Raw genomic sequence first — 24,222 nt, forward strand, 5'->3', positions numbered from 1 at the left:
TTCGTATGGTCGTGTGTTCCAGTCTGGTACTGCTCACTAAGCGTAGTCGAAAACCGGCGGCGCGTGTGTCAGCCTGTTGCAAAACCGGGCGCGCGCAAAAAGGCGGGGCGGATCAGGAATGATCCGCCCCGCCCCGTTTGCGCGTTCACCGCGCGCGGCGGTTACTTGCGTTCGATCTCGCGCATCTCGAAGGTCTCGATGATGTCGCCGATCTCGATGTCGTTGAACGTGCCCAGGTTGATGCCCGCCTCGTAGCCTTCCGAGACCGACTTGACGTCGTCCTTGAAACGGCGCAGCGAGCTGATCTCCAGGTCGTTGACCGTGGCCACGCCGTCGCGCAGGATGCGCGCCTTGGTGCCGCGCTTGACTTCGCCGTCGAGCACCATGACGCCGGCGATGTTGCCGAACTTGGACGAGCGGAAGATCTCGCGGATTTCGGAGTGCGAGGTGGTGACCTCTTCGAATTCCGGCTTGAGCATGCCCTTGAGCGAGGCCTCGATGTCTTCGATCGCCTTGTAGATGACCGAGTAGTACTTGATCTCCACGCCTTCGTGCTCCGCCAGATCGGCGACCTGACGGTTCGGACGCACGTTGAAGCCGATGATCACGGCCTTGTCCACGGAGGCGAGGTTCACGTCGTTCTGCGTGATCGCGCCGACGCCGCGGTGGATGACCTGGATGCCGACCTCGTCGGAGACCTCGATCTTCATGAGCGAATCCTCGAGCGCTTCCACAGAACCGGACGAATCGCCCTTGATCACGATGTTGAGCATGTCGATCTCGGACTTCGCGAACTGTTCCTTGAGGCTCTCGAGCGAAACGACCTTGCGGCGCTTCGCCAGCTGGGCGGCGCGCTCGGTGGCCTGCCGCTTCTCGGCGATCTGGCGTGCGGTGCGGTCGTCCGGCGCCACCAGGAACAGGTCGCCTGCGGTCGGCACCGAGGTCAGGCCAAGCACCTGCACCGGGGTCGACGGCAGCGCCGCTTCCATGTTCTTGCCGTTCTCGTCGAGCATCGCGCGCACACGGCCGTACGACGTGCCCGCCACGATCGAATCGCCGATGTGCAGGGTGCCGGACTGGACGAGCACGCTCGCCACGGCGCCGCGGCCCTTGTCGAGGCGCGCCTCGATTGTGGCGCCACGGGCGTCCATGTCGGGGTTCGCGCGCAGGTCGAGCTCCGCGTCGGCCGTGAGCAGCACCGCTTCGAGCAGCTTGTCGACGTTCGTGCCGTACTTCGCCGAGATGTCGACGAACATCGTGTTGCCGCCGTACTCCTCGGGCACAAGGCCGAATTCGGTGAGCTGGCCGCGCACCTTGTCGGGGTTCGCACCCTCGACGTCGATCTTGTTCACGGCCACCACGATCGGCACATGCGCGGACTGCGCGTGGTTGATCGCCTCGACGGTCTGTGGCATCACGCCGTCGTCGGCCGCCACGATCAGGATCGCGATGTCGGTCAGCTCGGCGCCGCGGGCACGCATGGCGGTGAACGCCTCGTGGCCCGGGGTGTCGAGGAACGTGATCTTGCGCTCTTCGCCATCCATGTCCACAGTCACCTGGTAGGCGCCGATGCGCTGCGTGATGCCGCCGGCCTCGCGTGCGATGACGTTCGTCTGGCGGATCGTGTCGAGCAGTCGGGTCTTGCCGTGGTCCACGTGGCCCATCACGGTCACGACCGGCGGACGCGGCTTGAGGTCCTCGTCCTCCTGCAGTTCCTCGGACTCGAGGTCGATGTCGAACTGCTGGAGCAGCTCCTTGTCTTCCTCTTCCGCGGACACGACCTTGATGTTCCAGCCGATCTCGTCGCCCAGGATCTGGAACGTCGCCTCATCGAGCGACTGCGTGGCCGTGGCCATCTCGCCCAAGTGGAACAGCACGGTCACGAGGGCCGCCGGATTGACGTTGATCTTCTCGGCGAGGTCCGCGAGCGACGAGCCCTGGCGCAGCTTGATCGTCTGGCCATTGCCCTTGGGGATGCGCACGCCGCCGATGACGGGTGCTTTCATCTCCTCGTATTCATGGCGCTTCGCCAGGCGGTTCTTACGTGCCTTCGAGGATTTGCCGCCTTGGCGGCCGAACGCGCCGGCTGCGCCACCGCGACCACGGCCGCCGCCACGCGACGGGCCATTGTTGTTGTTCTGGAAGCCGCCGGAATTGCCGCCGCCGAAACGGTTGCCGCCCGGACGCCCGCTGTTGGCGCCGCCGCCTTGGTTCTGGCGGTGCTGGCCCCACTGGCCCGGACGTGCTCCGGTGCCCGGCCCCGGGCGGCCGTTGCGGGCGCCGCCACGTGCACCGGGGCGGCCGCCGCGGCGGCTGTCGTTCACGGTCGGGCGCGCCATCGGATGCGGGCGCGGAATGTCACCCGGCGTGGGCGTATGCATGCCCTGCTTGCGGCTGAACGGGTTGTTGCCCGGGCGTGGCGCATGCTGCTGCGGTGCGCCCGGCTTGGCGCCGCCGCCCTGCTGGCCGTTGCCTTGGGGGCCGCGGGGTGTGCGGGGGCCCGGCGTCGGCGCGTTGGGACGTGCGTTCGAACGCTCGTTGCGGTTGGTGTTCTGCGGACCGGGGCGAGGGCCGCCGTTCGCGCGGGGCGAAGCGGAGCGCTGACCGCCACGTGGCGCTTCGGACTGGGCGTTGCGGCGTGGGCCGGGACGTTGGCCGGGCTTGGCCGCCGTGGGGCGTGCCCCGGACGGCTTGGGGGCCGCCGGCTTGGCCGAAGTCTCTGATGCATGGGTTGCGGGGGCCGCAGGCTTCTTGGGCTGCGGCTTGGCTGCGGGGGCGTTGTTCTTGGCGGCGGGTGCTGCCGCGGAATCGGTGTTCGCTTTGGGGAACGCTTCCTTGAGTCGGCGGGCGACCGGGGTCTCCACTGTCGAAGACGCCGATTTGACGAATTCGCCCATGTCCTTGAGCTTTTCAAGGACGGTCTTGCTGTCTACGCCAAGTTCCTTGGCGAGTTCATATACGCGTGCTTTCGGCACTCAATTTCTCCTATTTCCCAGCCGCGCATACACACCAGCGCAGCTGCTTATCTTTTCACGGCGAGCATGCTGTATCTCATCGTGTGACCATGGTTGTTCTACCTCGCTCTGTTTTTCGGGCATTCCGAGAGCGCCCGACGTACAGATTTCGTGTTCAGCATACTCCCGCCGGTGGATACACGGCGGGAGTATTGCGGCGCGAGAAATATGCCTAGTTCCCGCTGTTTTCGCCGCTCTGCGCAGCTTCCTGCTGCGCCTTGAGCGCGGCCTGTTTCTTTGCGAACGTCTCTTCGGATTCGATGCCGATCTTCCAACCGGTCAGCTTGGCCGCCAGACGCGCGTTCTGCCCTTCCTTGCCGATGGCGAGCGAGAGCTGGTCATCGTGGATGAACGCGATCGCGGTCTGGTTCTTCTCGCTGATCACCTGCACGCCCGAGACGACGGCCGGCGAGAGCGCGGCCGCGACGAACGTGGCTGGGTCGTTCGACCAATCGACGATGTCGATCTTCTCCGGGCCCAGGTTCTCCATCACCGCGCGCACACGCGAACCACCAGGTCCGATCAGCGCGCCCTTCGGATTGACGCCCGGCGTGTTGGCGCGCACGGCGATCTTGGTGCGGGCACCGGCCTCGCGCGCGATCGCCATAATCGAAACGGCGCCCGAAACGAGTTCCGGCACCTCGCGTTCGAACAGGCGGCGCACCAGTTCCGGGTGCGAGCGCGACACGATGATCTCCGGGCCCTTGAGGCCGCGCGAGACGTTCACCACGTACACGCGGATGCGCTCACCATGGCGGTAACGCTCCCCCGGCACCTGTTCGCGCCGCGGCAGGATCGCCTCCACGTCGCCCACGGCCACGTGCACGTTCGCGGTGTCCTTCGCGTCCTGCTGCACCACGCCAGTGATCAGCTTGCCGCGCTGGCCCGAGAACGCGCCGAAGATTTTGTCGTCCTCGGCCTTGCGGAACAGCTGCTGGATCACCTGGCGCGCGGTCGCCGCGGCCAGACGCCCGAAGTCGTTCGGGGTGTCGTCATACTCCTCGCCGAGCTTTGGCGCGGGGTGCGGATCGTCTTCAGTGGGCTCCTGCGGGATCTCGTCCTGCGCCCAGATGGTGAATGTGCCGGCACGCGGGTCCAGTTCGACGCGCGCGTGCTTCGCTGCATGAGGTGTTTTCAGATACGCGAGACGCAATGCTTCAGACAGCGCCTCGTCCACGGTTTCGGTATCGATTTCCTGCTCGCGAGCGAGCTGGTAAATGCCGTTCAGGTCCAGTTCCATGATGTAGACCTCCTATTTTGAGTTATATACACGAGCGCTCTGCCCCTGTGGTCACAGTCCATAACTACTGTAGTGATTCATGCCGACACGCCCATATCTGTTGTATGCACACCGCGCCCACCATTCGCGACTCGCGGCCGCTCTGAGCTGTCTGCTTGCGGTGTGCATGCTCGCCGGCTGCGCCGCGCCGCGGCTTGCGGGGCGCGCGGAGTCGGAGCAGCGGCTCAGCCCGTGCGAATCCGCGGTCGAGGCGGCTTCGGCTGGCACCGAGCGCGCCACGAGCGCGGACTCGCCGATCACGATGCGGTATGTGGCGGCGAAGCAGGCCCAGCACGACTGGCTCGACGTGGCGGTGCAGTGCCCGCTGCGCTTTGCCGAAGGCACGATGCGCAGCGCGCAGATGCAGTACCGCACGCAACAGCTCGCGCGTGTGCTGGGAGCGAACAGCAAACCACTGACCGTCACGCGGCTCGATAGTGTGGCCAGCGTGCCGGTCGGCGGCGATGCACTGGCACAGGCCGCGCTCGCCGACGACCGCGCGGGATTCGCCACCGAAGTGCTTGCGGGGCGGTTCGTGAGCGGTGTGGCGCGCGACGCGCGGACCACGCCGCTCGCCGAAGACGGCACACTGCTCGCGATGAGCGAGAACCACAAGCAAGCGGCCTCGCAGATGATGCAGTTGTCCAACGGCGCGCGCGACCTGCGGCAGAAGCTGTACGGCACCGACGAGCTGCTCGCGCACAGCGCCAACGTGACCGACCCGGTGAACGGATTGCGCGCCAACACCGTGGCCGTTGTGGAGATGTCATGCGCGCGTGAGGAGATGCAGGCGATCGCGCAGTCCACGCGCACGATGGAGCTGCCGGATGACGCGAACGCCGTGCAGCAGGCACAGCAGGGGCTGTTGCAGCTTTCGCTGCTCGCCGCCACGCACGCCTATACCGCGTTCGATCTGGGGTATCCGAGCAGTGACTATGCGGTGTTCGCCGCGGATGATGATGAGTGATGAGCGGCTGGCTTGGGTGTGGTTACAACACGCGACATGCCCATGGATTTGACGTGGGTGCAGCTTGTGGCATAATGAACAAGTTGCTTGATTGCAGCAAAGGATGAGTGTCCGAGCGGTCTAAGGAGCACGCCTCGAAAGCGTGTGAGGGCAACCCCCTCCGCGAGTTCGAATCTCGCCTCATCCGCCCCTAGGGTTTTTGGTTCGCGCCAAAAACCCTTTTTTCATGCCCATCCCAGAGGTTTGTCATGCTCGGCGCCCTCAGACATGACGTTCGTCAGAACGTTGTAGAGAGTCGTCATCCAGCAGTGCGTATTGCATGACTTCTGCTGTAGCATTCCAGAGATTTGTCATGCTCTACGGCCCCACATATGACGTTCGTCAGAGGATTCCCGAGAGTCTTCATCCAACAACATGTATTGCATGACTTCCCTCAAACTCGGACCGAGGTTTGTCATGCTCAGGCGTATCCAGCATAACTTTCGTCAGAAAATGGGGCCAGAGGATTGCAGAGAGTCGTCGCGGAAGGATCCATCCACACCTAGGGATGTGGATATGTGGAATGGATTGCGCGGCCGTCCACATATCCACCGGGATTGTGCATGGGCGGCGCAGGCCATCCACCGGCTTATGCGGCAGGCTGCTCGGGCAGCGTGCGGCGCGCACGGATCTTCTCGGCGCGTTCTGCAAGCTCGCCATCCTCGGGATATTCGATGTGCTCGAGCGTCAGGCCCTCCGGCGCGATCGGCCCGGTCGACCCTTCGCGCAGCGGCGTGGCGATCTTCTCCGCGAACCAATCCACTGTGCGCTTGCCCAACCCCACTTGCACGCAGCCGTTGACGAGCGAACGCACCATGTTGCGCGCGAACGCGTCTGCCACGATCGTAAAGCAGAGCAGCCCGGATTCCATCGCCGGCGTACGGTAGCGCTCCCCTCGCGGGTCCGCGATGAGCGGACGCGCGGGCACGCGGCTCCAGTACGCGGTCTTGACGTCGCGGATCGTGGTGCCGCCGGGATTCGCGATGGCGAACGAGCCGAAATCGTGCAGTCCGATCGCACAGGCGGCGGCTTCATTCATCACCGACTCGTCGAGCCGCTGGTCCGTGAGCCACACGTAACTCTGTTGGCGCGGATCCCAAGCGGCCGGGTCATCACAGATGCGGTAGACATACGTGCGTTCGAGTGCGGAGAAGCGCGCGTCGAAGCCTTCGGGCGCGATGGAGACACGGTGGATCGCGATGTCGCCGGGCATCATGCGCTGCAAGCGCAGTTCGAGCGCCTGCACCGGTGTGGCGTCCATGTGGCCGACGCAGCGCGCGAGCTGCGCCTCAGTCACGTCGAGATGGCACACCTGATGCGCGGCATGCACACCCGCATCGGTGCGCCCGGCCACCACGAGATGCGGCAGCGGCGTGCGGCCGTCCGCATGCGCGGCATCGGCCGACCGCACGCCGCACAGCACACGCTCCAACGCGGCCTCGACCTCACCCTGCACGGTGCGCATGCCGGGCTGCGCGGCCCAGCCGTTGAACGAAAACCCGTCATACCCCAGATCAATACGCAGACGAACCATGGGGCACGAGTCTAGCAACGGCGCGCTACTGCGGCGCCTGGCGTTCTGCGGAGAAACGAACAGGGCTGGAACCCTCGCGGATTCCAGCCCTGCGCAGTCTGTAGTCAGACTCACTCAGCCTTTTCGGCTTCGTTGGCTTCAGCCTCGACCGGAGCCTGGTCTGCGGCAACCTTGGTGGCTGCCTCTGCTTCCTTGACGACGGCCTTCTTGGGGCTCACCGGCTCGGTGACGAGCTCGATGATTGCCGCAGGCGCCGAATCGCCCTTGCGCGGAGCGATCTTGACAATGCGGGTGTAGCCGCCTTCGCGCTGCTCCATCTGCTCTGCGATCTGCGTGAACAGCTTGTGCACCACGGACTTGTTGCGGATCACGCGCATCACGCGGCGGCGGGAGTGCAAATCACCGCGCTTGGCGAAGGTGATCAGGCGCTCGGCCAGCGGGCGAAGGCGCTTGGCCTTCGGCAGCGTGGTGGTGATGCGGCCGTGCATGAACAGGCTCGTGGCCATATTCGCGAGCATCAGGCGCTCATGTGCCGGGCTGGAAGCCAGACGTGGGCCTTTCTTAGGTGTTGGCATTGGTTTCTCCTTGATTGCCCCGCCGGCTCAGGTGGGCATGAGCCCGAACATCCGAGACCGTCGAAGCGGTTGTGTCGAAGGTGGTTTACTCGTCTTCCGGCGAGAAGAACGTGCCGCCTTCGAGATTGGTGGCGTCGAAGCCGAGCGGCGAGGCCTTGAGGGACAGTCCGAGGGACTGCAGCTTCTCTTTGACCTCATCGATGGACTTCATGCCGAAATTACGGATGTCGAGCAGATCCTGCTCCGTGTGGTTGACCAGCTCGCCGACTGTGTGGATGCCCTCGCGCTTGAGGCAGTTGTAGCTGCGCTGCGTAAGGTTGAGGTCCTCAATCGGTACAGACATCTCCGGATCGGCCTCTTCGACAACTGGTGCCGGGCCGACTTCGACGCCTTCTGCCTGGGTGTTGAGCTCGCGGCACAGGCCGAAGAGCTCGACAAGCGTCGATCCTGCGGACGCCACGGCGTCACGCGGGGAGATAGCGGGCTTGGTCTCCACGTCCAGAATGAGCCGATCGAAGTCGGTGCGCTGTTCCACGCGCGTGGCTTCGACCTTGTAGCTCACCTTGAGCACTGGGGAATAGATGGAATCGACCGGGATGCGGCCGATCTCATCGCCATCCTGCTTGTTCATCTGGGCAGGCACATAACCGCGGCCGCGCTCAACGGTGAACTCGATTTCGAGTTCGCCGTCATCGGCGAGCGTTGCGATATGCATCTGCGGGTTGGCGATGGTCACGCCGGCCGGCGGGGTGATGTCCCCCGCGGTGGCCTCACCCTTGCCGCTCTTGCGCAGATACATGACAACCGGCTCATCGTATTCGCTGGTGAGCACGATGCCCTTGATGTTCAGCAGAATCTCGGTGACGTCTTCTTCCACACCCGGCAGAGTGGTGAACTCATGCAGGGCGCCGGAGATACGCACCGAAGTCACAGCCGCTCCCGGAATCGAGCTCAGGAGGGTGCGGCGCAGCGAGTTGCCAAGCGTATAGCCGAACCCAGGTTCGAGAGGCTCGATGATGAAACGGGAACGCTGAGGGTTCAGGGATTCCTCGGTAAGTGTCGGACGCTGTGCGATAAGCACTGTGGTTATCCTTTCAGCTTCGGCCGGTGGTGCACTCACCGGTCTCAAGCGGCTTTGGATGGATGGGGTTGTCTAGTGCTCAGACGCGACGACGCTTCGGAGGACGAACGCCGTTGAACGCTTGCGGGGTCACATCGGTGATGGAACCGACTTCGAGGCCCGCGGACTGCAGGGAACGGATGGCGGTTTCACGACCGGAACCCGGGCCCTTGACGAAGACGTCGACCTTCTTGACGCCGTGTTCCATGGCCTTGCGGGCCGCGGATTCAGCCGCCATGCCAGCAGCGTACGGCGTGGACTTGCGGGAGCCCTTGAAACCGACGTCGCCACCGGAAGCCCAGGACACGACTGCGCCCGAGGGATCGGTGATCGAGATGATGGTGTTGTTAAACGTTGACTTGATGTGCGCCTGACCGACCGGGATCGACTTGCGATCGCGGCGACGAGTCTTGCGCGCGGCCTGCTTTTGAGCTGCCATTGACCCTCGTTTCCTTGTAACGAACTCTTGTTTGTTGCTGCGGCGATGGTGGTCGCCGTGGCCGCAGCTGAGGACTCACCTATTACTTGGTGGCCTTCTTCTTTCCAGCGACCGTACGCTTCGGTCCCTTGCGGGTACGCGCGTTGGTCTTGGTGCGCTGTCCGCGCACTGGGAGTCCCTTACGGTGACGCATGCCCTGGTAGCAGTTGATCTGAATCTTACGACGAATGTCAGCGTCGATTTCACGACGCAGGTCGCCCTCGATCTTGTAGTTGGACTCGAGGTAATCACGCAGCGTGATGAGCTGCTCATCCGTCAGATCCTTGACGCGGGTGTCCGGGTTGATGCCGGTGGCTTCAAGGGTTTCCTTCGCACGAGTGCGGCCTACACCGAAGATGTAGGTGAGCGCGATCTCGATGCGCTTGTCATTGGGGATGTCGACTCCGGCAAGACGTGCCATTGCGATTCCTTCTGTTTCACACAGGTCTTGCACCGAGTCTCCCGGTTTCCCGGCCCGGGCCTGTGTTCCCGGGGTTCAGCCCCATGCGGGGTTGTGACTTAGTGCCTGGATTGTTGTGCCGCTGGTATCTGCTCAGCCCTGACGCTGCTTGTGACGCGGGTTGGTGCAGATCACCATGACGCGGCCGTGACGACGGATCACGCGGCAGTTTTCGCAGATCCTCTTCACACTTGGGCTAACCTTCATGGTTGTTCCTTACTTTGGTTGTACCTTACTTGTATCGGTACGTAATACGACCACGGTTGAGATCGTACGGGCTCATCTCGAGCACCACGCGGTCCTGCGGCAAGATACGGATGTAGTTCTTGCGCATTTTGCCGGAAATGGTGGCAAGCACGATATGCTTGTTCTCAAGTTCGACTCGGAACATTGCGTTTGGCAATGCCTCGACTACTCGTCCTTCGACTTCAATCACACCGTCTTTTGCCATAGGTTCTGATTCCGTTCCTCGGTTGTATTACTGCTGTGTCCGAAGACACACCAAATTGCAAGAATACACGAAATCGTTCCCAAACAAAACTCGGCGTGTCGCAGTACGCGCCTGCCATGCATAACCGCGCCGCGCGCGTCCCTATTCCCCCCATGCGTCGGGCCGGCGCACCCCGTGGGGACGCGCCGGCCCGAACTGGCAGACGATGCCTATGCGCAGATCAGCGAGCCTGCACGTTGGCGTCGAGCTCGGCGATGATCGCATTGCTGATCTCGTCGATCTCGCCCACGCCGTTCACGCTGATGAGCAGTCCGCGCTGCTTGTAGATGTCGAGCAGCGGAGCGGTCTCCTTCTCGTAGGTCTCCAGACGCTTGGCGATCACTTCCGGCGTGTCGTCGGAACGGCCCTGCTCCTTGGCGCGCTTGGCCATGCGCTCCAGCAGCACGTCGCGGCTCGCCTCGAGCGCCACCACGGCGTCGAGCTTCTGACCGAGCTCGTTGAGCATCGCGTCGAGAGCCTCGACCTGCGCGGCGTTGCGCGGGTAGCCGTCCAGGATCCAGCCATTGGCAGCGTCATCCTGCGCAAGGCGGTCCTTGACGATCGAGTTCGTCAGCTCGTCGGGCACGAGTTCGCCCTTGTCGGTGTACGAGAGCGCCTCAAGGCCGAGCGGGGTCTTGTTCTTGATGTTGAAGCGGAAGATGTCGCCGGTCGAGATGGCCGGAATGTCGTAGTGCGTGCTCAGCAGAGCAGCCTGCGTGCCCTTGCCCACACCCTGGGGGCCCATGATCAGCAATCGCATGGATCGTCCTTTCATACTTGGTTCAATACCGGCGCGGATGCCCGGTGCTGGGTGAATATGCAACCGTGGCCGGTGGTGTGCACCACCGGCCACGGTATACTCACTTGCCTTCGATGTGGCTCGTGTTGTCGAACAGGAAGCCAGCGTACTGGTACTGTTCGGTCTGAGCCTTCGCCTGACGCAGCGTGTCGAGGCCGACGCCGGCGATGATCAGGATCGTGGTGCCACCGAACGGCAGGTTCGCGTTCAGGTTGAGCGCCATGATGAGCACGGTCGGCAGCAGCGCCACGAAGAGCAGGTAGACGGCGCCAACGGTGTTCAAACGGTTGATGACGTACTTCAGGTAGCGTGCGGTGGCATTGCCGGCGCGGATGCCCGGGATGAAGCCGCCATACTGCTTCATGTTGTCCGCCGTCTCATCGGTGTTGAACGTGATCTCGGTGTAGAAGAACGTGAAGAACACGATCATGAGGGCGTACAGGCAGATGTACCACACGGACGTGGTGTTGGCCAGATTCGTGTTGATCCACTGCACCCAGCCGGCTTCGGCGTTGCCGAACTGCGAGATCAGCGTGGGGATCGCCAGGATCGACGAAGCGAAGATCGGCGGGATGACACCGCTCATGTTGATCTTGAGCGGCAGGTAGGTGGACGATCCGCCGTACATCTTGCGCCCGATCATGCGGCGGGTGTACTGCACTGGAATACGGCGCTGGGAGAGTTCCACGTAGTTGACGAAGATCATGATGGCGAGCAGCACACCGGTGACGATGCCGAACTTGGTCCAGTCGCCGTCGGTGCCGTTGGTGCCCCAACCGATGTTCCACAGCTGCGGCAGGAAGCCCGAGCAGATGGAGAGGAAGATGAGGATCGACATGCCCTGGCCGATGCCCTTTTCGGTGATGAGCTCGGCCATCCACATGATCAGGCCGGTGCCGCCGGTCATGACGAGCACCATGACGATCAGGGTCCACACGTCGTCGTTCGGGATGATGCCCGAGCACTGGTAGTTGAACAGCGCGCCCGACTTGGCGGTCACCACGATCGTGGACGACTGCAGCAGCGCCAGGCCGATGGTGAGGTAACGCGTGTACTGGGTGAGCTTCGCTTCACCGGACTGGCCTTCCTTGTGCAGGGCCTCGAAACGCGGGATCACCACGCGCAGCAGCTGGATCACGATGGATGCGGTGATGTACGGCATCACACCGAGTGCGAAGATCGACAGCTGCAGCATGGCGCCACCGGAGAACAGGTTCACCAGACCGATGAAGTTCTCGGAGTTGCCGCTCATCTGCGTCACGCAGTTGTTGACGACGGTTTCGTCGACGCCTGGCGCCGGAATATACGAGCCGATTCGGTAAATGATGATCATGCCAAGGACAAAGAGGATTTTGTTCCTCAGCTCCTTGGTCCGAAAGGCCTGGATAAGTGTCCTCACCTTGGGTTCCCTCCCATAATTAACTGATTCGCATGCATTACACGGGTAACAAACACACTCTAACCGTTGAGTTTAGCCCATCGTGTCTACCATGCGCACCGTTGCATGGCAAATCTATAGAATTTCCGCACATTTTCCGCGAGTCATCACGGGGCGTGAGGCGATGGGTGCGGAACTATGAAAAAAGACCCCCTCCACGCTGCATGGCGGAGGGGGTCTGATTGGGCCGGCGGCGGCTTGGCGTCAAGCCGCCGGTGTTCCGGCCTTCACTGCATATCAGTCTTCGCTGATGGAGCCGCCGGCCGCTTCGATCTTCGTCTTGGCGGACGCCGAAGCCTTCACACCCTTGAGGGTGAACGCAACGGTGGTCTCGCCTTCGCCGAGGACCTTGACCGGGCGGTTGGCGCGCACAGCACCCTTGGCCACCAGATCAGCGACCGAGATCTCGCCGCCCTGCGGGAACAGCTCAGCGAGGGTCGCGATGTTGACGACCTGGTATTCCTTCTTGAAGGGGCTGCGGAAGCCACGGAGCTTCGGAAGGCGCATGTACAGCGGGAGCTGACCGCCTTCGAAGCCCGGGCGAACCTGGTAGCGCTTCTTGGTGCCCTTGTCGCCACGGCCCGAGGTCTTGCCCTTGGAGCCTTCACCGCGGCCAACGCGGATGCGGTCCTTCTTGGCGCCAGGTGCCGGGCGGAGATCATGCATCTGCAGGATTGTGGTCTCTTCTTCTGCCATGATCACTCAGCCTCCTCAACCTTGACCAGGTGACGCACGACATTGATCATGCCGCGGGTCGTCGAATTGTCTTCACGCTCAACCGTCTGGCCGATCTTGCGAAGGCCAAGCGACTGTGCGGTAGCGCGCTGCTTCTGATTGGTACGGCACATGCCGTGCACGAGCGTAATCTTCAGATTAGCCATCACTCACCATCCTTTGCGGCGGCCTTGGCCTGAGCCTCTTCGCGAGCCTTGCGGGCCTCGGCGATTCCTGCGGCGCGGGCGCGCAGCAGGGCGTCCGGGGTGACTTCCTGGACGGAGAGGCCACGGCGAGCCGCGATCTCCTCAGGTTCCTCGAGCTGCTTGAGCGCATCGACGGTGGCGCGAACCACGTTGACGGCGGTCGCGGAGCCCATCGACTTGGTCAGGACGTCGGTAATGCCAGCGCACTCCATGACGGCGCGGACCGCACCGCCGGCGATAACGCCGGTGCCGGGAGCGGCCGGACGCAGCAGGACGGTGCCTGCGTGGTCGTGGCCGATGACCGGGTGGGTCACGGTGCCGCGGATGCGCGGAACGTTGAACAGGTGCTTCTTGGCGTCCAGCTGGCCCTTGGCGATTGCCGCCGGGACCTCACGGGACTTGCCATAGCCCACGCCGACGGTGCCGTTGCCGTCACCGACCACAACGAGAGCTGCGAAGCTGAACGTACGGCCGCCCTTGTGGGTCTTGGACACGCGGTTGATGGTCACCACGCGGTCGAGCATCTCATCGCCGCGGTTTTCCTCACGACGGTTGCGACGCTCGCCACGGCGGCCTTCGCCACGCTGGCCACGACGGTTGTTCTTGCGGTCCTCGTTGTTGGACTCGGCGGTAGCCTGAGTGTTCTGAGTCTCTTCAGCCACTTGGGTTTCCTTTTCGTTGTCGCTCACAGTGCAAGACCTCCCTCGCGGGCGCCATCAGCAACAGCTGCGACGCGACCATGGTACTGGTTGCCACCACGATCGAAGACAACGGCGGTGATGCCCGCTTCCTGCGCCTTCTTGGCGATCAGGAGGCCGACCTGCTTGGCCGCTTCGGTCTTGGTGCCCTGGAAGTCGGCGAAGTCGCTCATCAGCGTGGATTCGCTCACCAGGGTCTTGCCGACGGTGTCGTCGACAATCTGGGCAACCATATGACGGTTGGAACGGGTGACCACCAGACGCGGGAGCTCTGCGGTGCCGTTGATGCGCTTACGGATACGAGCGTGGCGACGCTTCAGCGCAACCTTCTTGCCTTTACCGAAAATCTTAACGCTCATATCACTTACCAGCCTTTCCAGCCTTGCGGCGGATCTGCTCATCCGTGTACTTGATGCCCTTGCCCTTGTAGGGTTCCGGAGCGCGGAGCTTGCGGATGTTCGCGGCAGCCTGGCCAACGGCCTGCTTGTCGGTGCCCTTGACGATTACCTGATTCGGGTTCGGCAGTTCGAACTCGATGCCTTCCGGCGGTTCCACAGTGATCGTGTGGGAGTAACCGAGCGAGAACTCGATGCCCTTGCCCTTCATCTGGGCGCGGTAACCGGTGCCCACGATGTCGAGGCTCTTGGCATAGCCCTCGTGCACGCCCTTGACCATGGAAGCCATGATCGAGCGGGCCAAGCCGTGCTTCGCGCGCGTCGGACGCAGGTCGTCGTTGGCGCTCACGATGAGCTCGTTGCCTTCGACCTTGGCGGTGATGCCCTCGGGGATGGTGTAGGAATCAGTGCCCTTCGGTCCCTTGACCGAGAACTCCTGACCATTGATTGTGACTTCGACGCCCGCCGGAATGGTGATCGGGAGCTTACCAATATGCGATGCCATGTTCAGCTCTCCTTTCTCACCAAACGTAGGCGACGATTTCGCCACCGATGCCCCGGTCGAGGCATTCCTTCTGGGTCATCAGTCCCGAGCTGGTCGAGATGATGGCGATGCCGAGGCCGCCAAGCGGCATCGGAAGCGCGTCGGACTTCGCGTAACGGCGCAGGCCGGGCTTCGAGATGCGCTTGATGCCCTGAATGGAACGCTCGCCGTTCGGGCCGTACTTGAGGGTGACCTCAAGGGTCTGGCCGACGCGGGCTTCCTTGGCGGTGTAGTCGGCGATGTAGCCTTCGCGCTTCAGGATCTCAGCGATGTTCTTCTTGAATTTGGAGTACGGCATATCCACGGTCTCGTGCTTTGCCGCGCTCGCATTACGCAGACGCGTAAGCATATCTGCGATTGGATCTGTCATTGTCATTTGGGCTAACGCCCTTTCTCGCCGTGGTTTCCGCCGCCCTGTAGAACCTGGTTCCACACGAGCCGCGGACCTTCAGCGTCGATATTTACCAACTGGACTTCGTAACGCCTGGCAGCTCGCCGCGGTGCGCCTTCTCACGAAGGCAGATGCGGCACAGACCGAACTTGCGGTACACGGAATGAGGACGGCCGCAGACCATGCAACGGGTGTATGCGCGCACCTTGAACTTCGGCTTGCGCAGCGCCTTGACCTTAAGACACGTTTTTGCCATTTCAGTTCTCCTTGAATGGGAATCCGAGGGCCTTGAGCAGTGCGTAGGCCTCATCGTCATCCTTGGTGCTGGTCACAACGGTGATGTCCATACCGCGCTGGTGATCGATCGAATCCGGATCGATCTCGTGGAACATGGACTGTTCGGTCAAACCGAAGTTGTAGTTGCCCTGACCGTCGAACTGGTGGCCGTTGATGCCGCGGAAATCGCGGATACGCGGCAGCGCCAGCGTCAGAAGACGATCGAGGAACTCCCACATGCGGTCGCCACGCAGGGTGACGTACGCGCCGATGGCCTGGCCTTCACGCAGGTGGAACTGCGCGACGGACTTCTTCGCCTTGGTGATCTTCGGCTTCTGGCCGGTGATGGCGGTCAGATCGCGCACTGCGCCTTCGATGAGCTTCGAGTCGCGGGCCGCGGCGCCGACGCCCATGGAGACGACGACCTTCTCGATGCGGGGAATCTGCATCGGGTTGTCGTGCTTGAATTCCTTCTCGAGCTCAGGGATGATGACATCCTTGTACTCTTGCTTCAGGCGCGGAGTCTGAGGTGCTTCGACGACGAGCTCTTCGCTCACGATTTCTTCGCTCATGCCAGCTCCTTTCCAGACTTCTTGGCCACGCGCACGCGCACGGTCTTCACCTTGCCGTCGCGGGCCTCTTCCTTGATCACAACGCCAACGCGAGTCGGCTGCTTGGTCTCCGGGTCGATCAGCATCACGTTGGAGCGATGGATCGGTGCCTCGACGGAGACGATGCCGGACTGCTGGCCCTGCTGCGTCGCACGCACATGCTTCTTGACCATCTGCACGCCCTCGACGATCAGGCGATCGTCCTTGAGCACGCGCTTGACGGTGCCTTCCTTACCGCGATCCTTGCCGCGAATGACCTTGACCAGGTCGCCGCTTTTGATCTTGGCTACCATCTCAGATCACCTCCGGGGCGAGGGACACGATACGCATGAAGCGCTTGTCGCGCAGTTCACGACCAACCGGTCCGAAGATACGAGTGCCCTTCGGTTCGCGGCCGGAGCCGAGAATAACCGCAGCGTTCTCGTCGAACTTGATGTAGGAACCGTCTGCACGACGGCGTTCCTTGACTGTACGGACGACGACGGCCTTGACGACGTCGCCTTTCTTGACCGACCCGTTAGGGATTGCGTCCTTAACGGAGGCGACGATCACGTCGCCAATGCCGGCATAGCGTCGCTTCGATCCGCCGAGCACTCGGATGCAGAGGAGTTCCTTGGCACCCGTGTTGTCGGCGACATGAAGCCGCGTTTCCTGCTGAATCATTGATTCTCCTTAGCCGAGCCGGTTCTCCCTGCTCACCCGGTACGTCCCGCGAACGGGACGTACCGGGTGAGCCAGCGAGCCTTGCCGAACTTAATTACTTAGCGCGCTCGATGATGGTATCGAGACGCCAACGCTTGGTCTTGCTCAGTGGACGAGTCTCCATGATACTCACGAGGTCGCCAACGTGAGCGTCATTGTGTTCGTCATGAGCCTTGACCGTGCGGGTTGAACGAACGACCTTGCCATACAGCGGGTGGGTCGTACGAAGTTCGAGTTCCACGGAAATGGTCTTGTCCATCTTATCGGACACCACATAACCGCGACGAACCTTGCGGGAGTTACGCTCTTGCGCCATTACTTCTCCTCAGCTTTCGTTTCGGTTGCCGCCGGAGCCTGGCTGATGCCGAGCTCGCGTTCACGCAGAACAGTGTACATCCTGGCGATGTCACGCTTGACTGCCTTGAGGCGGGCCGTGTTGTCAAGCTGACCGGTCGCATGCTGGAAGCGCAGGTTGAACAGCTCTTCCTTGGACTTCTTGAGGAAACCCTCGATCTCTTCGTTGGTCTTCTCGTTGAGGTTCTGGATGGTGTATTCAGTAGATCCGACTGCCATCAGATGTCACCGCCTTCACGTGCAATAACACGGCACTTCATAGGGAGTTTGTCGATTGCGCGGCGCAGGGCCTCACGAGCGACATCCTCAGACACGCCACCGATTTCGAACATCACGCGGCCCGGATGCACATTGGCGATCCAGAATTCCGGGGTGCCCTTACCGGAACCCATTCGGGCGCCGAGGGGGTGCTTGGTCAGCGGGCGATCCGGGAAGATCGTGATCCACACCTTGCCACCACGCTTGATGTAACGCGTCATGGCGATACGGGCGGCCTCGATCTGACGGTTGGTCACATACGCCGGGGCCATGGCCTGGATGGCGAAATCACCGAAGTTGATCTCGTTGCCGCCCTTGGACATGCCGTGGCGGTCCGGACGGTGCTGCTTACGATATTTTGTCCTCTTTGGGATAAGCATCTTCAGCTCACTCCTTAGTTTCCGAAGACGGTGCAGCGGTGGCGTCGGAAGCGACCTCGGCCTCGATCGGCTGGTCGGCACCGGTCTTCACCTGGTTCTGCTGGTTGCCGCGCTGAGCACCGCGCTGGCCACGGCGCGGACGGCGATCGCCGCGGCGGCCGCCACGGTTGTTGCCCTGCTGCGCCTGAAGCTCTTCGAACTCGCGCTCGGTCATGTCGCCCTTGTAGATCCACACCTTGACACCGATGCGACCGTAGGTGGTCTTGGCCTCGAAGAAGCCGTAATCGATGAGTGCACGGAGGGTCTGCAGCGGCACGCGGCCTTCGCGGTAGAACTCGGAACGGCTCATCTCGGCGCCGCCAAGACGGCCGGAGAGCTTGATGCGGATACCCTTGGCGCCAGCGCGCATGGCATCCTGCTGAGCCTTACGCATCGCGCGGCGGAAGGTCACGCGGTTCGTAAGCTGCTCGGCGATGCCCTGAGCGACGAGCTGGGCGTCGATCGCCGGGTTCTTGACTTCGAAGATGTTGAGCTGGACCTGCTTGCCGGTGAGCTTCTCGAGCTTTGCGCGAACGCGCTCGGCTTCGGCGCCACGGCGGCCGATCACGATGCCCGGGCGGGCGGTGTGGATGTCCACACGCACGCGGTCACGGGTACGCTCAATGATGATGCGGGACACGCCTGCGCGCTCGAGGTCCTTCGTCATCTCCTTACGGATGGCGTCGTCTTCAAGCACGAAATCGCGGTAGCGTTCGCCGGCCTTGTTGGAATCGGAGAACCACTTCGAACGATGGTCCTCAGTAATGCCCAGGCGATAGCCAAAGGGATTAATCTTCTGACCCATCTTTAGCGGGCTCCTTCCTTGGTGGCGACAACGACCGTGATGTGGCTCGTACGCTTGTTGATACGAGCGGCACGGCCCTGTGCACGAGCGCGGAAACGCTTGAGCGTCACGCCCTCATCCACATAGGTCTCCTTGATGTACAGGTCGTTCTCGCGGAACGGCTCGCCGGCCTTGTCGGCCTTGACGCGCTCGTTGGCGATGGCGCTCTCCAGGACCTTGAGCACAGGCAGTGCAGCGGCCTGAGGGGCGAACTTGAGGATGGTGATTGCATCGGTCGCCTTCTTGCCTCGGATGAGGTCGACCATGCGGCGAGCCTTGCGCGGCGTCACGCGGACGTGACGTGCGATTGCTTTAGCTTCCATGTGTCTTTACTCTCCTACTATTAACGGCGCGACTTCTTGTCGTCCTTCACGTGACCCTTGAAGGTGCGCGTGGGGGCGAACTCACCGAGCTTGTGACCGACCATGGCTTCGGTGACGAACACCGGCACATGCTTGCGGCCATCGTGGACTGCGAAGGTGTGTCCGATGAAGTCAGGGGTGATCATCGAACGGCGCGACCACGTCTTGATGACGTTGTGCGTACCCTTCTCGTTCTGCTCGTCGACTTTCTTCTGCAGGTGGGCGTCGACGAAGGGGCCCTTCTTGATGCTACGAGTCATCTACTCGACACTCCCTTACTTGCGGTTCTTGCCATTAGGACGGCGGCGAACAATCATCTTGTTCGAAGCCTTCTTCGGACGACGAGTACGAACTTCGCCCTTGCCCCACGGGGAGACCGGCGGCTTGCCACCGCGGGTACGACCGCCGTGCGGGTGGTCGACCGGGTTCATGGACTCACCACGGGTGATCGGGCGCTTGCCGAGCCAGCGTGCACGACCGGCCTTGCCAAGCGAGATGTTGGCGTGGTCGGAGTTGCCGACCTCACCGATCGTCGCGCGGCAGCGGGCGTCCACGTTGCGGATTTCGCCGGACGGCATGCGCAGCTGGGCGTAGGCGCCGTCCTTCGCGACGAGCTGCACGGCCGCACCAGCGGAGCGGGCGATCTTCGCGCCGCCGAGCGGGCGGAGTTCGATCGCGTGCACCACGGTACCGGTCGGGATGTTGCGCAGCGGCAGGTTGTTGCCCGGCTTGATGTCGGCCTTCGGGCCGGTCTCAATCAGGTCGCCCTGCTTGATGCCTTCCGGGGCGATGATGTAGCGCTTCTCACCGTCTGCGTAGTTGAGCAGGGCGATGCGTGCGGAACGGTTCGGATCGTATTCGATCTCGGCGACGCGCGCCGGCACGCCGTCCTTGTCCCAACGACGGAAGTCGATGAGACGGTACTGGCGCTTATGGCCACCGCCGCGATGGCGGGAGGTCATACGGCCGTAAGAGTTGCGGCCGCCAGTCTTGCTTTTCTTGCGTACGAGCGACTTCTCAGGCGTGGAGCGCGTGAGGTCGGAGAAATCCGACACGGACGCGTTACGGCGGCCCGGAGTCGTCGGCTTATAAACGCGGATAGCCATAATCTAGTTCTTCCTTTAACTTTTCTCGGCTAACCTTCAGTTACCGAAGATGTCGATCGACTGGCCCTCGGCCACGGTCACGATTGCGCGCTTCTCGTTGGCGCGGCGGCCGTAACCGGTGCGGGTGCGCGTGCGCTTGCCTGCACGGTTGAGGGTGTTGACGTTCGTCACCTTGACCTTGAAGATCTCCTCGATTGCCTGCTTGATCTGCACCTTGTTCGCGTTCGGGGCCACCACGAAGGTGTACTGGCCCATATCGGACAGGGCGTAGCTCTTCTCAGAGACAACGGGCTTGAGGATGATGTCATGAGCTGGCTTGTGAACTGCGACCATGAAAATCAGGCCTCCTTTTCTGCCGGCTTCTTCGCCTCGAGGAACGCTTCGTAGCCTTCCTTCGAGAACACCACGTACTGCGCGGTAACCACGTCGTAGGTGTTGAGCTGATCGGCGAAGATCGGGTGAACAGTCGGAATGTTGCGGACCGAGAGCCATTCGTTGATGTTGTCGCGGGACAGCACAACGGTGGTGAAGTTGTCGGCCACGATCGGGTTCAGAGCGGCGAGGGCGGCCTTGGTCGAAGGTTCGGTGATGCCGAAGTCGACCACTGCCACGCGACCGTTGTTCACGCGATCGGAGAGCACATACTTGAGTGCCGCAGCCTTCATCTTCTTGGGGGTGCGCTGGCTGTAGTCACGCGGGACCGGGCCGTGCACAACGCCGCCGTGGTACCACTGCGGAGCGCGGATCGAGCCCTGACGAGCGCGACCGGTGCCCTTCTGCTTCCACGGCTTGCGGCCGCCGCCGGAGACCTTGGCGCGGTTCTTGACCGCGTGGGTGCCCTGACGAGCTGCAGCGAGCTGAGCCACAACCACCTGATGGATCATCGGCACGTGGGCCTGCACCTCTTCGGCGGAGAAGCCAAAGAAATCAGCCGGCGCTTCGATGGAGCCAGCGGCCTGGCCCTTGTTGTCGGTGACGTTCAGAGTAACGTTTGCCATGATTTATCAGGCTCCCTTCACTGCAGAACGGACGAGCACAATACCGCCCTTGGGGCCGGGGATGGCGCCCTTGATGGCGATGACGCCGTTCTCAACGTCGGAGGAAACGACGGTGAGGTTCAGCACGGTGTTGGTGGCGTGGCCCATGCGGCCAGCCATGCGCTTGCCCTTGAGGATACGGCTCGGAGTCGCGCATGCGCCGACCGAACCGGGACGGCGTTCGTTCTTGTGAGAACCGTGGGTGCGGCGGTAGGACTTGAAGCCCCAGCGCTTGATGGTACCAGCGAAGCCCTTGCCCTTGGTGGTGCCGGTCACGTCGACCTGAGCGCCTTCGGGGAACAGCTCAGCGGTCAGTTCCTGACCCGGCTGGAAATCCTCAACGTTCTCGGTGCGCACTTCAGCGAGGTGACGGCGCGGGGTCACGCCGGCCTTGGCGAAGTGGCCCTGCATCGGCTTGGTGACCTTGCGCGGGTCCACCTGGCCGTAGCCGAGCTGCACGGCCTTGTAGCCGTCGGTTTCCTCGTTCTTCACAGCGGTGACCACGTTGGTGGACACGTCGACGAGGGTGACGGGGACGAAGAAACCGTTTTCATCCCACACCTGCGACATGCCGAGCTTCTTGCCGAGCAAAGCGGTGCGATTCGTGTTCTGTGACATAGCGGTCTCCTCCTCCCTTACAGCTTGATCTCGATGTTGACATCTGCGGGCAGATCAATATGCATCAGGGAGTCCACAGCCTTGGGGGTGGGGTCCACAATGTCGATGAGGCGCTTGTGAGTGCGCATCTCGAAATGCTCGCGAGAATCCTTGTACTTGTGAGGAGAGCGGATAACGCAGTATACGTTCTTCTCAGTCGGGAGCGGAACCGGGCCAACCACAGTTGCGCCCGCGTTCGTCACCGTTTCGACGATCTTCTTCGCCGATTGGTCGATGACCTCATGGTCATAGGACTTAAGCCTGATGCGGATTTTCTGTCCCGCCATTGCCTTCCGCCCTTTCTAGCGATTCGTTGACTTGTAACTTAACCTGCTAATGGGCACCGGCACAGAACGCCGCGAAAGGCACAGGCCTCCCGGCTTTCCACATCAGTGCGCGGCCATGCGGCGTGCCACTTGCGTGACCTGCCGTGCCGCGCTCGCTTTTTTGATTCCAATATGCGAGCCCTTTTCAGGCAACTGTTATATTTAAGCACTCCCCCGGTACAGCTGAACTTCGGGCGTGTCGCCGCCGTTCTCGCTGCGCTGATCAGCATGCGGCAACAGGTGGAACACGGCGGCGCAATCGGTGTGCTGCCGGTTGCACTCCGCATACAGCTCCTGTTTTGTCAGACCCTTGCGGATCGCGGAGTCCAATACCGCCACTGCGCCGCATGGATCCACCACACATGCACAGTCTATGACGGTGCGGGCCAGCCCGGTCACCTTGATGCCATCAACGCAGTGGGGCTGTATGCCATAGGCGCGAATCCGCTGCAGCTGATCGCAGTCGGATGTGCTCGCCGCACACGGCCCGATGACGTACACCATGTGCCGCATAGCGACCCAAGGCACCTCCAATCCATGCACGCATGCCGCGCACTCGCCGGCAAACACCCATTCCGGATGCTTGTGCGCCAGTGAGCGTACGAGGTGGCACACGCGTTCCGTGGGCGTCAGCCCATTCCAGTACTCGGGTCTCATATACATGCCCGGATATACGCGTATGAGATCACCGGCCCTGTACCGCCGCGAAAGCATCCGTGCCTGCCGTGGGCTTTCTGCTGCGATGCATCTGCGCCCTTGTTGGGCCTGACTGTGCATTCGGAGCAACTCGTGGTTCGTTCTCATACGCAGACCGTAAAATATCCCCGCCCTCCCCGGGCAACCTATCCGGGCCCCTGTGGTCGGACGCCCCCGTATCCACATTTTCCCCGACCGTCTGCCAGATACGCATACTACGTATCCCATGGCCTTACGTCCGAAAAATCGTATCCCCACTGTGATTTCAGACAGTTACTCACCCCTCGCGACCGAAAAATCGTTGTTCCGCCGATAAATCGGATAGTTACAACCTCTAACTGTCCGAAAACACGGAGGCACACAGATATTTCGGACGCTACATGACGGTGGTGGCTGGGAGGTTGGGGCGGGCAGGGGTAGTATGCGGGATTGTGGGTGCCTGAGACCGGATAGGCAGGGATTGCACATATTCATAAAGGTCTGGCGGTTCACGCTAAAATTCCCTACCCTTGGGCAGCATGACCACAGCAGACAGCATGAGACCACGCACGCAGCCTACGCCACACCCCACTTCCCCGCAGAGGGCGGCCACACGCACCACACCACAGTTCAAGTCACGCCGCGACTGGCTTTCCAACGAACCCGGCGCATGGGCGATTGTGCTGATGCCCACGCTATCCGCCTTGTTCGCATGTGGCCCCACGCTGGCGTTGTGCTGGGTGGCCGTGGCGTGGGCTTGTTGTTATTGCGTGCAGTTCAGCGCCGCACGCTGGTTCAAATCGCGCTTCCGCACACGCTACGCAGCCCCGACACTCACCTACTTGGGCGCGCTCGCGGCCATCGGCGTGCCGTTCGTGGTGCTGCATCCCGGCGTACTACGTTGGGCGCCGCTGTATATTGTGCTCACCGCCGGCTCGATGCTCGGCGCATGGATGCGTCGTGAGCATTCGCTGTGGGCCAATGCCTGCGCGGTGCTGGCGTCGAGCGCGATGCCGCTCGTCATGCAGCCGTACGGCGCACACGCCACCTATGCCATGCAGCTCGCCGGCGATACGCTACCGTCGGTGCACAACTGGTTCCCTGCGGGCACATTCGCACAGCCGGCGCTCACCTTGAGTCTCGCATATGCCGCCATGCTCGGCGGATCTGTGCTGTTCGTCAAAACGATGATCCGCGAACGAGGCAACCGCGCGTACTTGGCGGCGTCGTGGATCTGGCACATCGCGATCTGCGCAGTTGGATTTGCCGTAAGCCCATGGCTCGGTGCGGCCGGCGCGCTGTTGCTGCTGCGCGCCATCGGCCTGCCGTTGATCGCCCGCGTGCGCCGTGTGCCCGCGAAATACACCGGCATCACCGAATGCGTGGCGAGCACGCTGTGCTTTGTGCTGATCACCTGTGCCGCCATCTGATATATGACCTATATATTGAGTGAG

General features: G+C 62.3%; 35 protein-coding genes and 1 tRNA gene. 3 read left to right on the top strand and 33 right to left on the bottom strand.

The genetic code is table 11. From position 1 onward, the window contains the following. Positions 1-161: 161 nt before the first annotated feature. Together infB and nusA are read right to left on the bottom strand one after the other, a co-directional pair. Positions 162-2,975 carry a translation initiation factor IF-2 gene (gene infB / locus BPSG_RS04915; RefSeq protein ID WP_026643546.1) on the bottom strand — a complete coding sequence of 938 codons (2,814 nt, stop codon included), beginning with the start codon at positions 2,973-2,975 and terminating at the stop codon, positions 162-164. A gap of 211 nt (positions 2,976-3,186) precedes the next feature. After that, positions 3,187-4,254 carry a transcription termination factor NusA gene (gene nusA, locus BPSG_RS04920; protein WP_022858240.1) on the bottom strand — a complete coding sequence of 356 codons (1,068 nt, stop codon included), beginning with the start codon at positions 4,252-4,254 and terminating at the stop codon, positions 3,187-3,189. Positions 4,255-4,333: 79 nt separating this feature from the next. Between nusA and BPSG_RS04925 the strand changes: the two genes are divergently transcribed. Next, positions 4,334-5,260: a hypothetical protein gene (locus tag BPSG_RS04925; RefSeq protein WP_129865774.1), complete on the top strand. Its 927-nt coding sequence runs from the start codon at positions 4,334-4,336 to the stop codon at positions 5,258-5,260. A 101-nt stretch (positions 5,261-5,361) separates the two neighbouring features. Continuing rightward, positions 5,362-5,447: transfer RNA gene (locus BPSG_RS04930), tRNA-Ser, on the top strand. A gap of 441 nt (positions 5,448-5,888) precedes the next feature. Here the strand turns inward: BPSG_RS04930 and BPSG_RS04935 are convergent. The 31 genes from BPSG_RS04935 to BPSG_RS08640 form a co-directional block, all read right to left on the bottom strand. Continuing rightward, positions 5,889-6,833, bottom strand: a complete 945-nt coding sequence (locus BPSG_RS04935; protein WP_026643545.1) for a tRNA pseudouridine synthase A — start codon at positions 6,831-6,833, stop codon at positions 5,889-5,891. Between the two features lie 110 nt (positions 6,834-6,943). Continuing rightward, the gene (gene rplQ, locus BPSG_RS04940; protein WP_026643544.1) at positions 6,944-7,408 is read right to left on the bottom strand and encodes a 50S ribosomal protein L17; all 465 of its coding nucleotides are present in this window, start codon (positions 7,406-7,408) and stop codon (positions 6,944-6,946) included. Between the two features lie 85 nt (positions 7,409-7,493). After that, positions 7,494-8,489 carry a DNA-directed RNA polymerase subunit alpha gene (locus BPSG_RS04945; protein ID WP_022858236.1) on the bottom strand — a complete coding sequence of 332 codons (996 nt, stop codon included), beginning with the start codon at positions 8,487-8,489 and terminating at the stop codon, positions 7,494-7,496. A 79-nt stretch (positions 8,490-8,568) separates the two neighbouring features. Beyond that, positions 8,569-8,967 (bottom strand): 30S ribosomal protein S11, encoded by a 399-nt coding sequence (gene rpsK, locus BPSG_RS04950; RefSeq protein WP_004268616.1) that lies wholly within the window; start codon positions 8,965-8,967, stop codon positions 8,569-8,571. A gap of 82 nt (positions 8,968-9,049) precedes the next feature. Continuing rightward, positions 9,050-9,427, bottom strand: a complete 378-nt coding sequence (gene rpsM / locus BPSG_RS04955; protein WP_022858234.1) for a 30S ribosomal protein S13 — start codon at positions 9,425-9,427, stop codon at positions 9,050-9,052. Positions 9,428-9,559: 132 nt separating this feature from the next. Beyond that, positions 9,560-9,673 carry a 50S ribosomal protein L36 gene (gene rpmJ / locus BPSG_RS08435; protein ID WP_003814578.1) on the bottom strand — a complete coding sequence of 38 codons (114 nt, stop codon included), beginning with the start codon at positions 9,671-9,673 and terminating at the stop codon, positions 9,560-9,562. A 25-nt stretch (positions 9,674-9,698) separates the two neighbouring features. Further along, on the bottom strand, positions 9,699-9,917 hold the full coding sequence (gene infA, locus BPSG_RS04960) for a translation initiation factor IF-1 (RefSeq protein ID WP_004268611.1): 219 nt from the start codon (positions 9,915-9,917) through the stop codon (positions 9,699-9,701). A gap of 220 nt (positions 9,918-10,137) precedes the next feature. Continuing rightward, a complete protein-coding gene (locus BPSG_RS04965; protein ID WP_026643543.1) occupies positions 10,138-10,716 on the bottom strand; it encodes an adenylate kinase in 579 nt (192 codons plus the stop codon). A gap of 100 nt (positions 10,717-10,816) precedes the next feature. Next, positions 10,817-12,154, bottom strand: a complete 1,338-nt coding sequence (gene secY, locus BPSG_RS04970) for a preprotein translocase subunit SecY (RefSeq protein ID WP_022858232.1) — start codon at positions 12,152-12,154, stop codon at positions 10,817-10,819. 276 nt (positions 12,155-12,430) lie between these two features. Continuing rightward, a complete protein-coding gene (gene rplO, locus BPSG_RS04975; protein ID WP_026643542.1) occupies positions 12,431-12,889 on the bottom strand; it encodes a 50S ribosomal protein L15 in 459 nt (152 codons plus the stop codon). Positions 12,890-12,891: 2 nt separating this feature from the next. After that, positions 12,892-13,074 (bottom strand): 50S ribosomal protein L30, encoded by a 183-nt coding sequence (gene rpmD, locus BPSG_RS04980; protein WP_022858230.1) that lies wholly within the window; start codon positions 13,072-13,074, stop codon positions 12,892-12,894. Continuing rightward, complete coding sequence (rpsE, locus tag BPSG_RS04985; protein ID WP_026643541.1) at positions 13,074-13,802, bottom strand: 30S ribosomal protein S5; 729 nt, start codon at positions 13,800-13,802, stop codon at positions 13,074-13,076. The genes rpmD and rpsE overlap by 1 nt, the downstream gene beginning before the upstream one ends. Next, entirely contained in the window at positions 13,799-14,170 is a 372-nt protein-coding gene (gene rplR, locus BPSG_RS04990; protein ID WP_022858228.1) for a 50S ribosomal protein L18, read from the bottom strand. The genes rpsE and rplR overlap by 4 nt, the downstream gene beginning before the upstream one ends. Position 14,171: 1 nt before the next feature. Further along, positions 14,172-14,711 carry a 50S ribosomal protein L6 gene (gene rplF, locus BPSG_RS04995; protein WP_022858227.1) on the bottom strand — a complete coding sequence of 180 codons (540 nt, stop codon included), beginning with the start codon at positions 14,709-14,711 and terminating at the stop codon, positions 14,172-14,174. Positions 14,712-14,727: 16 nt separating this feature from the next. Further along, entirely contained in the window at positions 14,728-15,126 is a 399-nt protein-coding gene (gene rpsH / locus BPSG_RS05000) for a 30S ribosomal protein S8 (RefSeq protein ID WP_022858226.1), read from the bottom strand. 85 nt (positions 15,127-15,211) lie between these two features. Further along, positions 15,212-15,397, bottom strand: a complete 186-nt coding sequence (locus tag BPSG_RS05005; RefSeq protein WP_004268593.1) for a type Z 30S ribosomal protein S14 — start codon at positions 15,395-15,397, stop codon at positions 15,212-15,214. A gap of 1 nt (position 15,398) precedes the next feature. Beyond that, entirely contained in the window at positions 15,399-15,989 is a 591-nt protein-coding gene (rplE, locus tag BPSG_RS05010; RefSeq protein ID WP_022858225.1) for a 50S ribosomal protein L5, read from the bottom strand. Next, entirely contained in the window at positions 15,986-16,321 is a 336-nt protein-coding gene (gene rplX / locus BPSG_RS05015; protein WP_022858224.1) for a 50S ribosomal protein L24, read from the bottom strand. The genes rplE and rplX overlap by 4 nt, the downstream gene beginning before the upstream one ends. Position 16,322: 1 nt before the next feature. Beyond that, a complete protein-coding gene (gene rplN, locus BPSG_RS05020) occupies positions 16,323-16,691 on the bottom strand; it encodes a 50S ribosomal protein L14 (protein WP_022858223.1) in 369 nt (122 codons plus the stop codon). A gap of 94 nt (positions 16,692-16,785) precedes the next feature. Continuing rightward, positions 16,786-17,046 (bottom strand): 30S ribosomal protein S17, encoded by a 261-nt coding sequence (gene rpsQ, locus BPSG_RS05025; protein ID WP_022858222.1) that lies wholly within the window; start codon positions 17,044-17,046, stop codon positions 16,786-16,788. Beyond that, a complete protein-coding gene (rpmC, locus tag BPSG_RS05030; RefSeq protein ID WP_022858221.1) occupies positions 17,046-17,303 on the bottom strand; it encodes a 50S ribosomal protein L29 in 258 nt (85 codons plus the stop codon). Before rpmC ends, rpsQ begins: the two co-directional genes overlap by 1 nt. After that, entirely contained in the window at positions 17,303-17,722 is a 420-nt protein-coding gene (gene rplP, locus BPSG_RS05035) for a 50S ribosomal protein L16 (protein WP_022858220.1), read from the bottom strand. The genes rpmC and rplP overlap by 1 nt, the downstream gene beginning before the upstream one ends. Positions 17,723-17,729: 7 nt before the next feature. Then, the gene (rpsC, locus tag BPSG_RS05040; RefSeq protein WP_022858219.1) at positions 17,730-18,566 is read right to left on the bottom strand and encodes a 30S ribosomal protein S3; all 837 of its coding nucleotides are present in this window, start codon (positions 18,564-18,566) and stop codon (positions 17,730-17,732) included. A gap of 2 nt (positions 18,567-18,568) precedes the next feature. After that, on the bottom strand, positions 18,569-18,928 hold the full coding sequence (gene rplV, locus BPSG_RS05045) for a 50S ribosomal protein L22 (protein ID WP_022858218.1): 360 nt from the start codon (positions 18,926-18,928) through the stop codon (positions 18,569-18,571). A 20-nt stretch (positions 18,929-18,948) separates the two neighbouring features. Beyond that, the gene (gene rpsS / locus BPSG_RS05050) at positions 18,949-19,227 is read right to left on the bottom strand and encodes a 30S ribosomal protein S19 (protein ID WP_022858217.1); all 279 of its coding nucleotides are present in this window, start codon (positions 19,225-19,227) and stop codon (positions 18,949-18,951) included. A gap of 15 nt (positions 19,228-19,242) precedes the next feature. Beyond that, positions 19,243-20,073, bottom strand: a complete 831-nt coding sequence (gene rplB / locus BPSG_RS05055; protein WP_022858216.1) for a 50S ribosomal protein L2 — start codon at positions 20,071-20,073, stop codon at positions 19,243-19,245. Between the two features lie 36 nt (positions 20,074-20,109). Continuing rightward, a complete protein-coding gene (rplW, locus tag BPSG_RS05060; RefSeq protein WP_022858215.1) occupies positions 20,110-20,406 on the bottom strand; it encodes a 50S ribosomal protein L23 in 297 nt (98 codons plus the stop codon). A 5-nt stretch (positions 20,407-20,411) separates the two neighbouring features. Next, on the bottom strand, positions 20,412-21,071 hold the full coding sequence (gene rplD, locus BPSG_RS05065; RefSeq protein ID WP_026643540.1) for a 50S ribosomal protein L4: 660 nt from the start codon (positions 21,069-21,071) through the stop codon (positions 20,412-20,414). A gap of 6 nt (positions 21,072-21,077) precedes the next feature. Then, entirely contained in the window at positions 21,078-21,728 is a 651-nt protein-coding gene (gene rplC, locus BPSG_RS05070; protein ID WP_022858213.1) for a 50S ribosomal protein L3, read from the bottom strand. A gap of 17 nt (positions 21,729-21,745) precedes the next feature. Beyond that, entirely contained in the window at positions 21,746-22,054 is a 309-nt protein-coding gene (rpsJ, locus tag BPSG_RS05075; protein ID WP_004268570.1) for a 30S ribosomal protein S10, read from the bottom strand. Between the two features lie 201 nt (positions 22,055-22,255). Next, on the bottom strand, positions 22,256-22,597 hold the full coding sequence (locus BPSG_RS08640) for a hypothetical protein (protein ID WP_129860746.1): 342 nt from the start codon (positions 22,595-22,597) through the stop codon (positions 22,256-22,258). A gap of 710 nt (positions 22,598-23,307) precedes the next feature. Between BPSG_RS08640 and BPSG_RS05085 the strand changes: the two genes are divergently transcribed. Beyond that, complete coding sequence (locus BPSG_RS05085; protein WP_236822941.1) at positions 23,308-24,198, top strand: YwiC-like family protein; 891 nt, start codon at positions 23,308-23,310, stop codon at positions 24,196-24,198. Positions 24,199-24,222: the final 24 nt, after the last annotated feature.

Source organism: Bifidobacterium pseudolongum subsp. globosum (assembly GCF_000741295.1).
Classification (GTDB): Bacteria; Actinomycetota; Actinomycetes; order Actinomycetales; family Bifidobacteriaceae; genus Bifidobacterium; species Bifidobacterium globosum.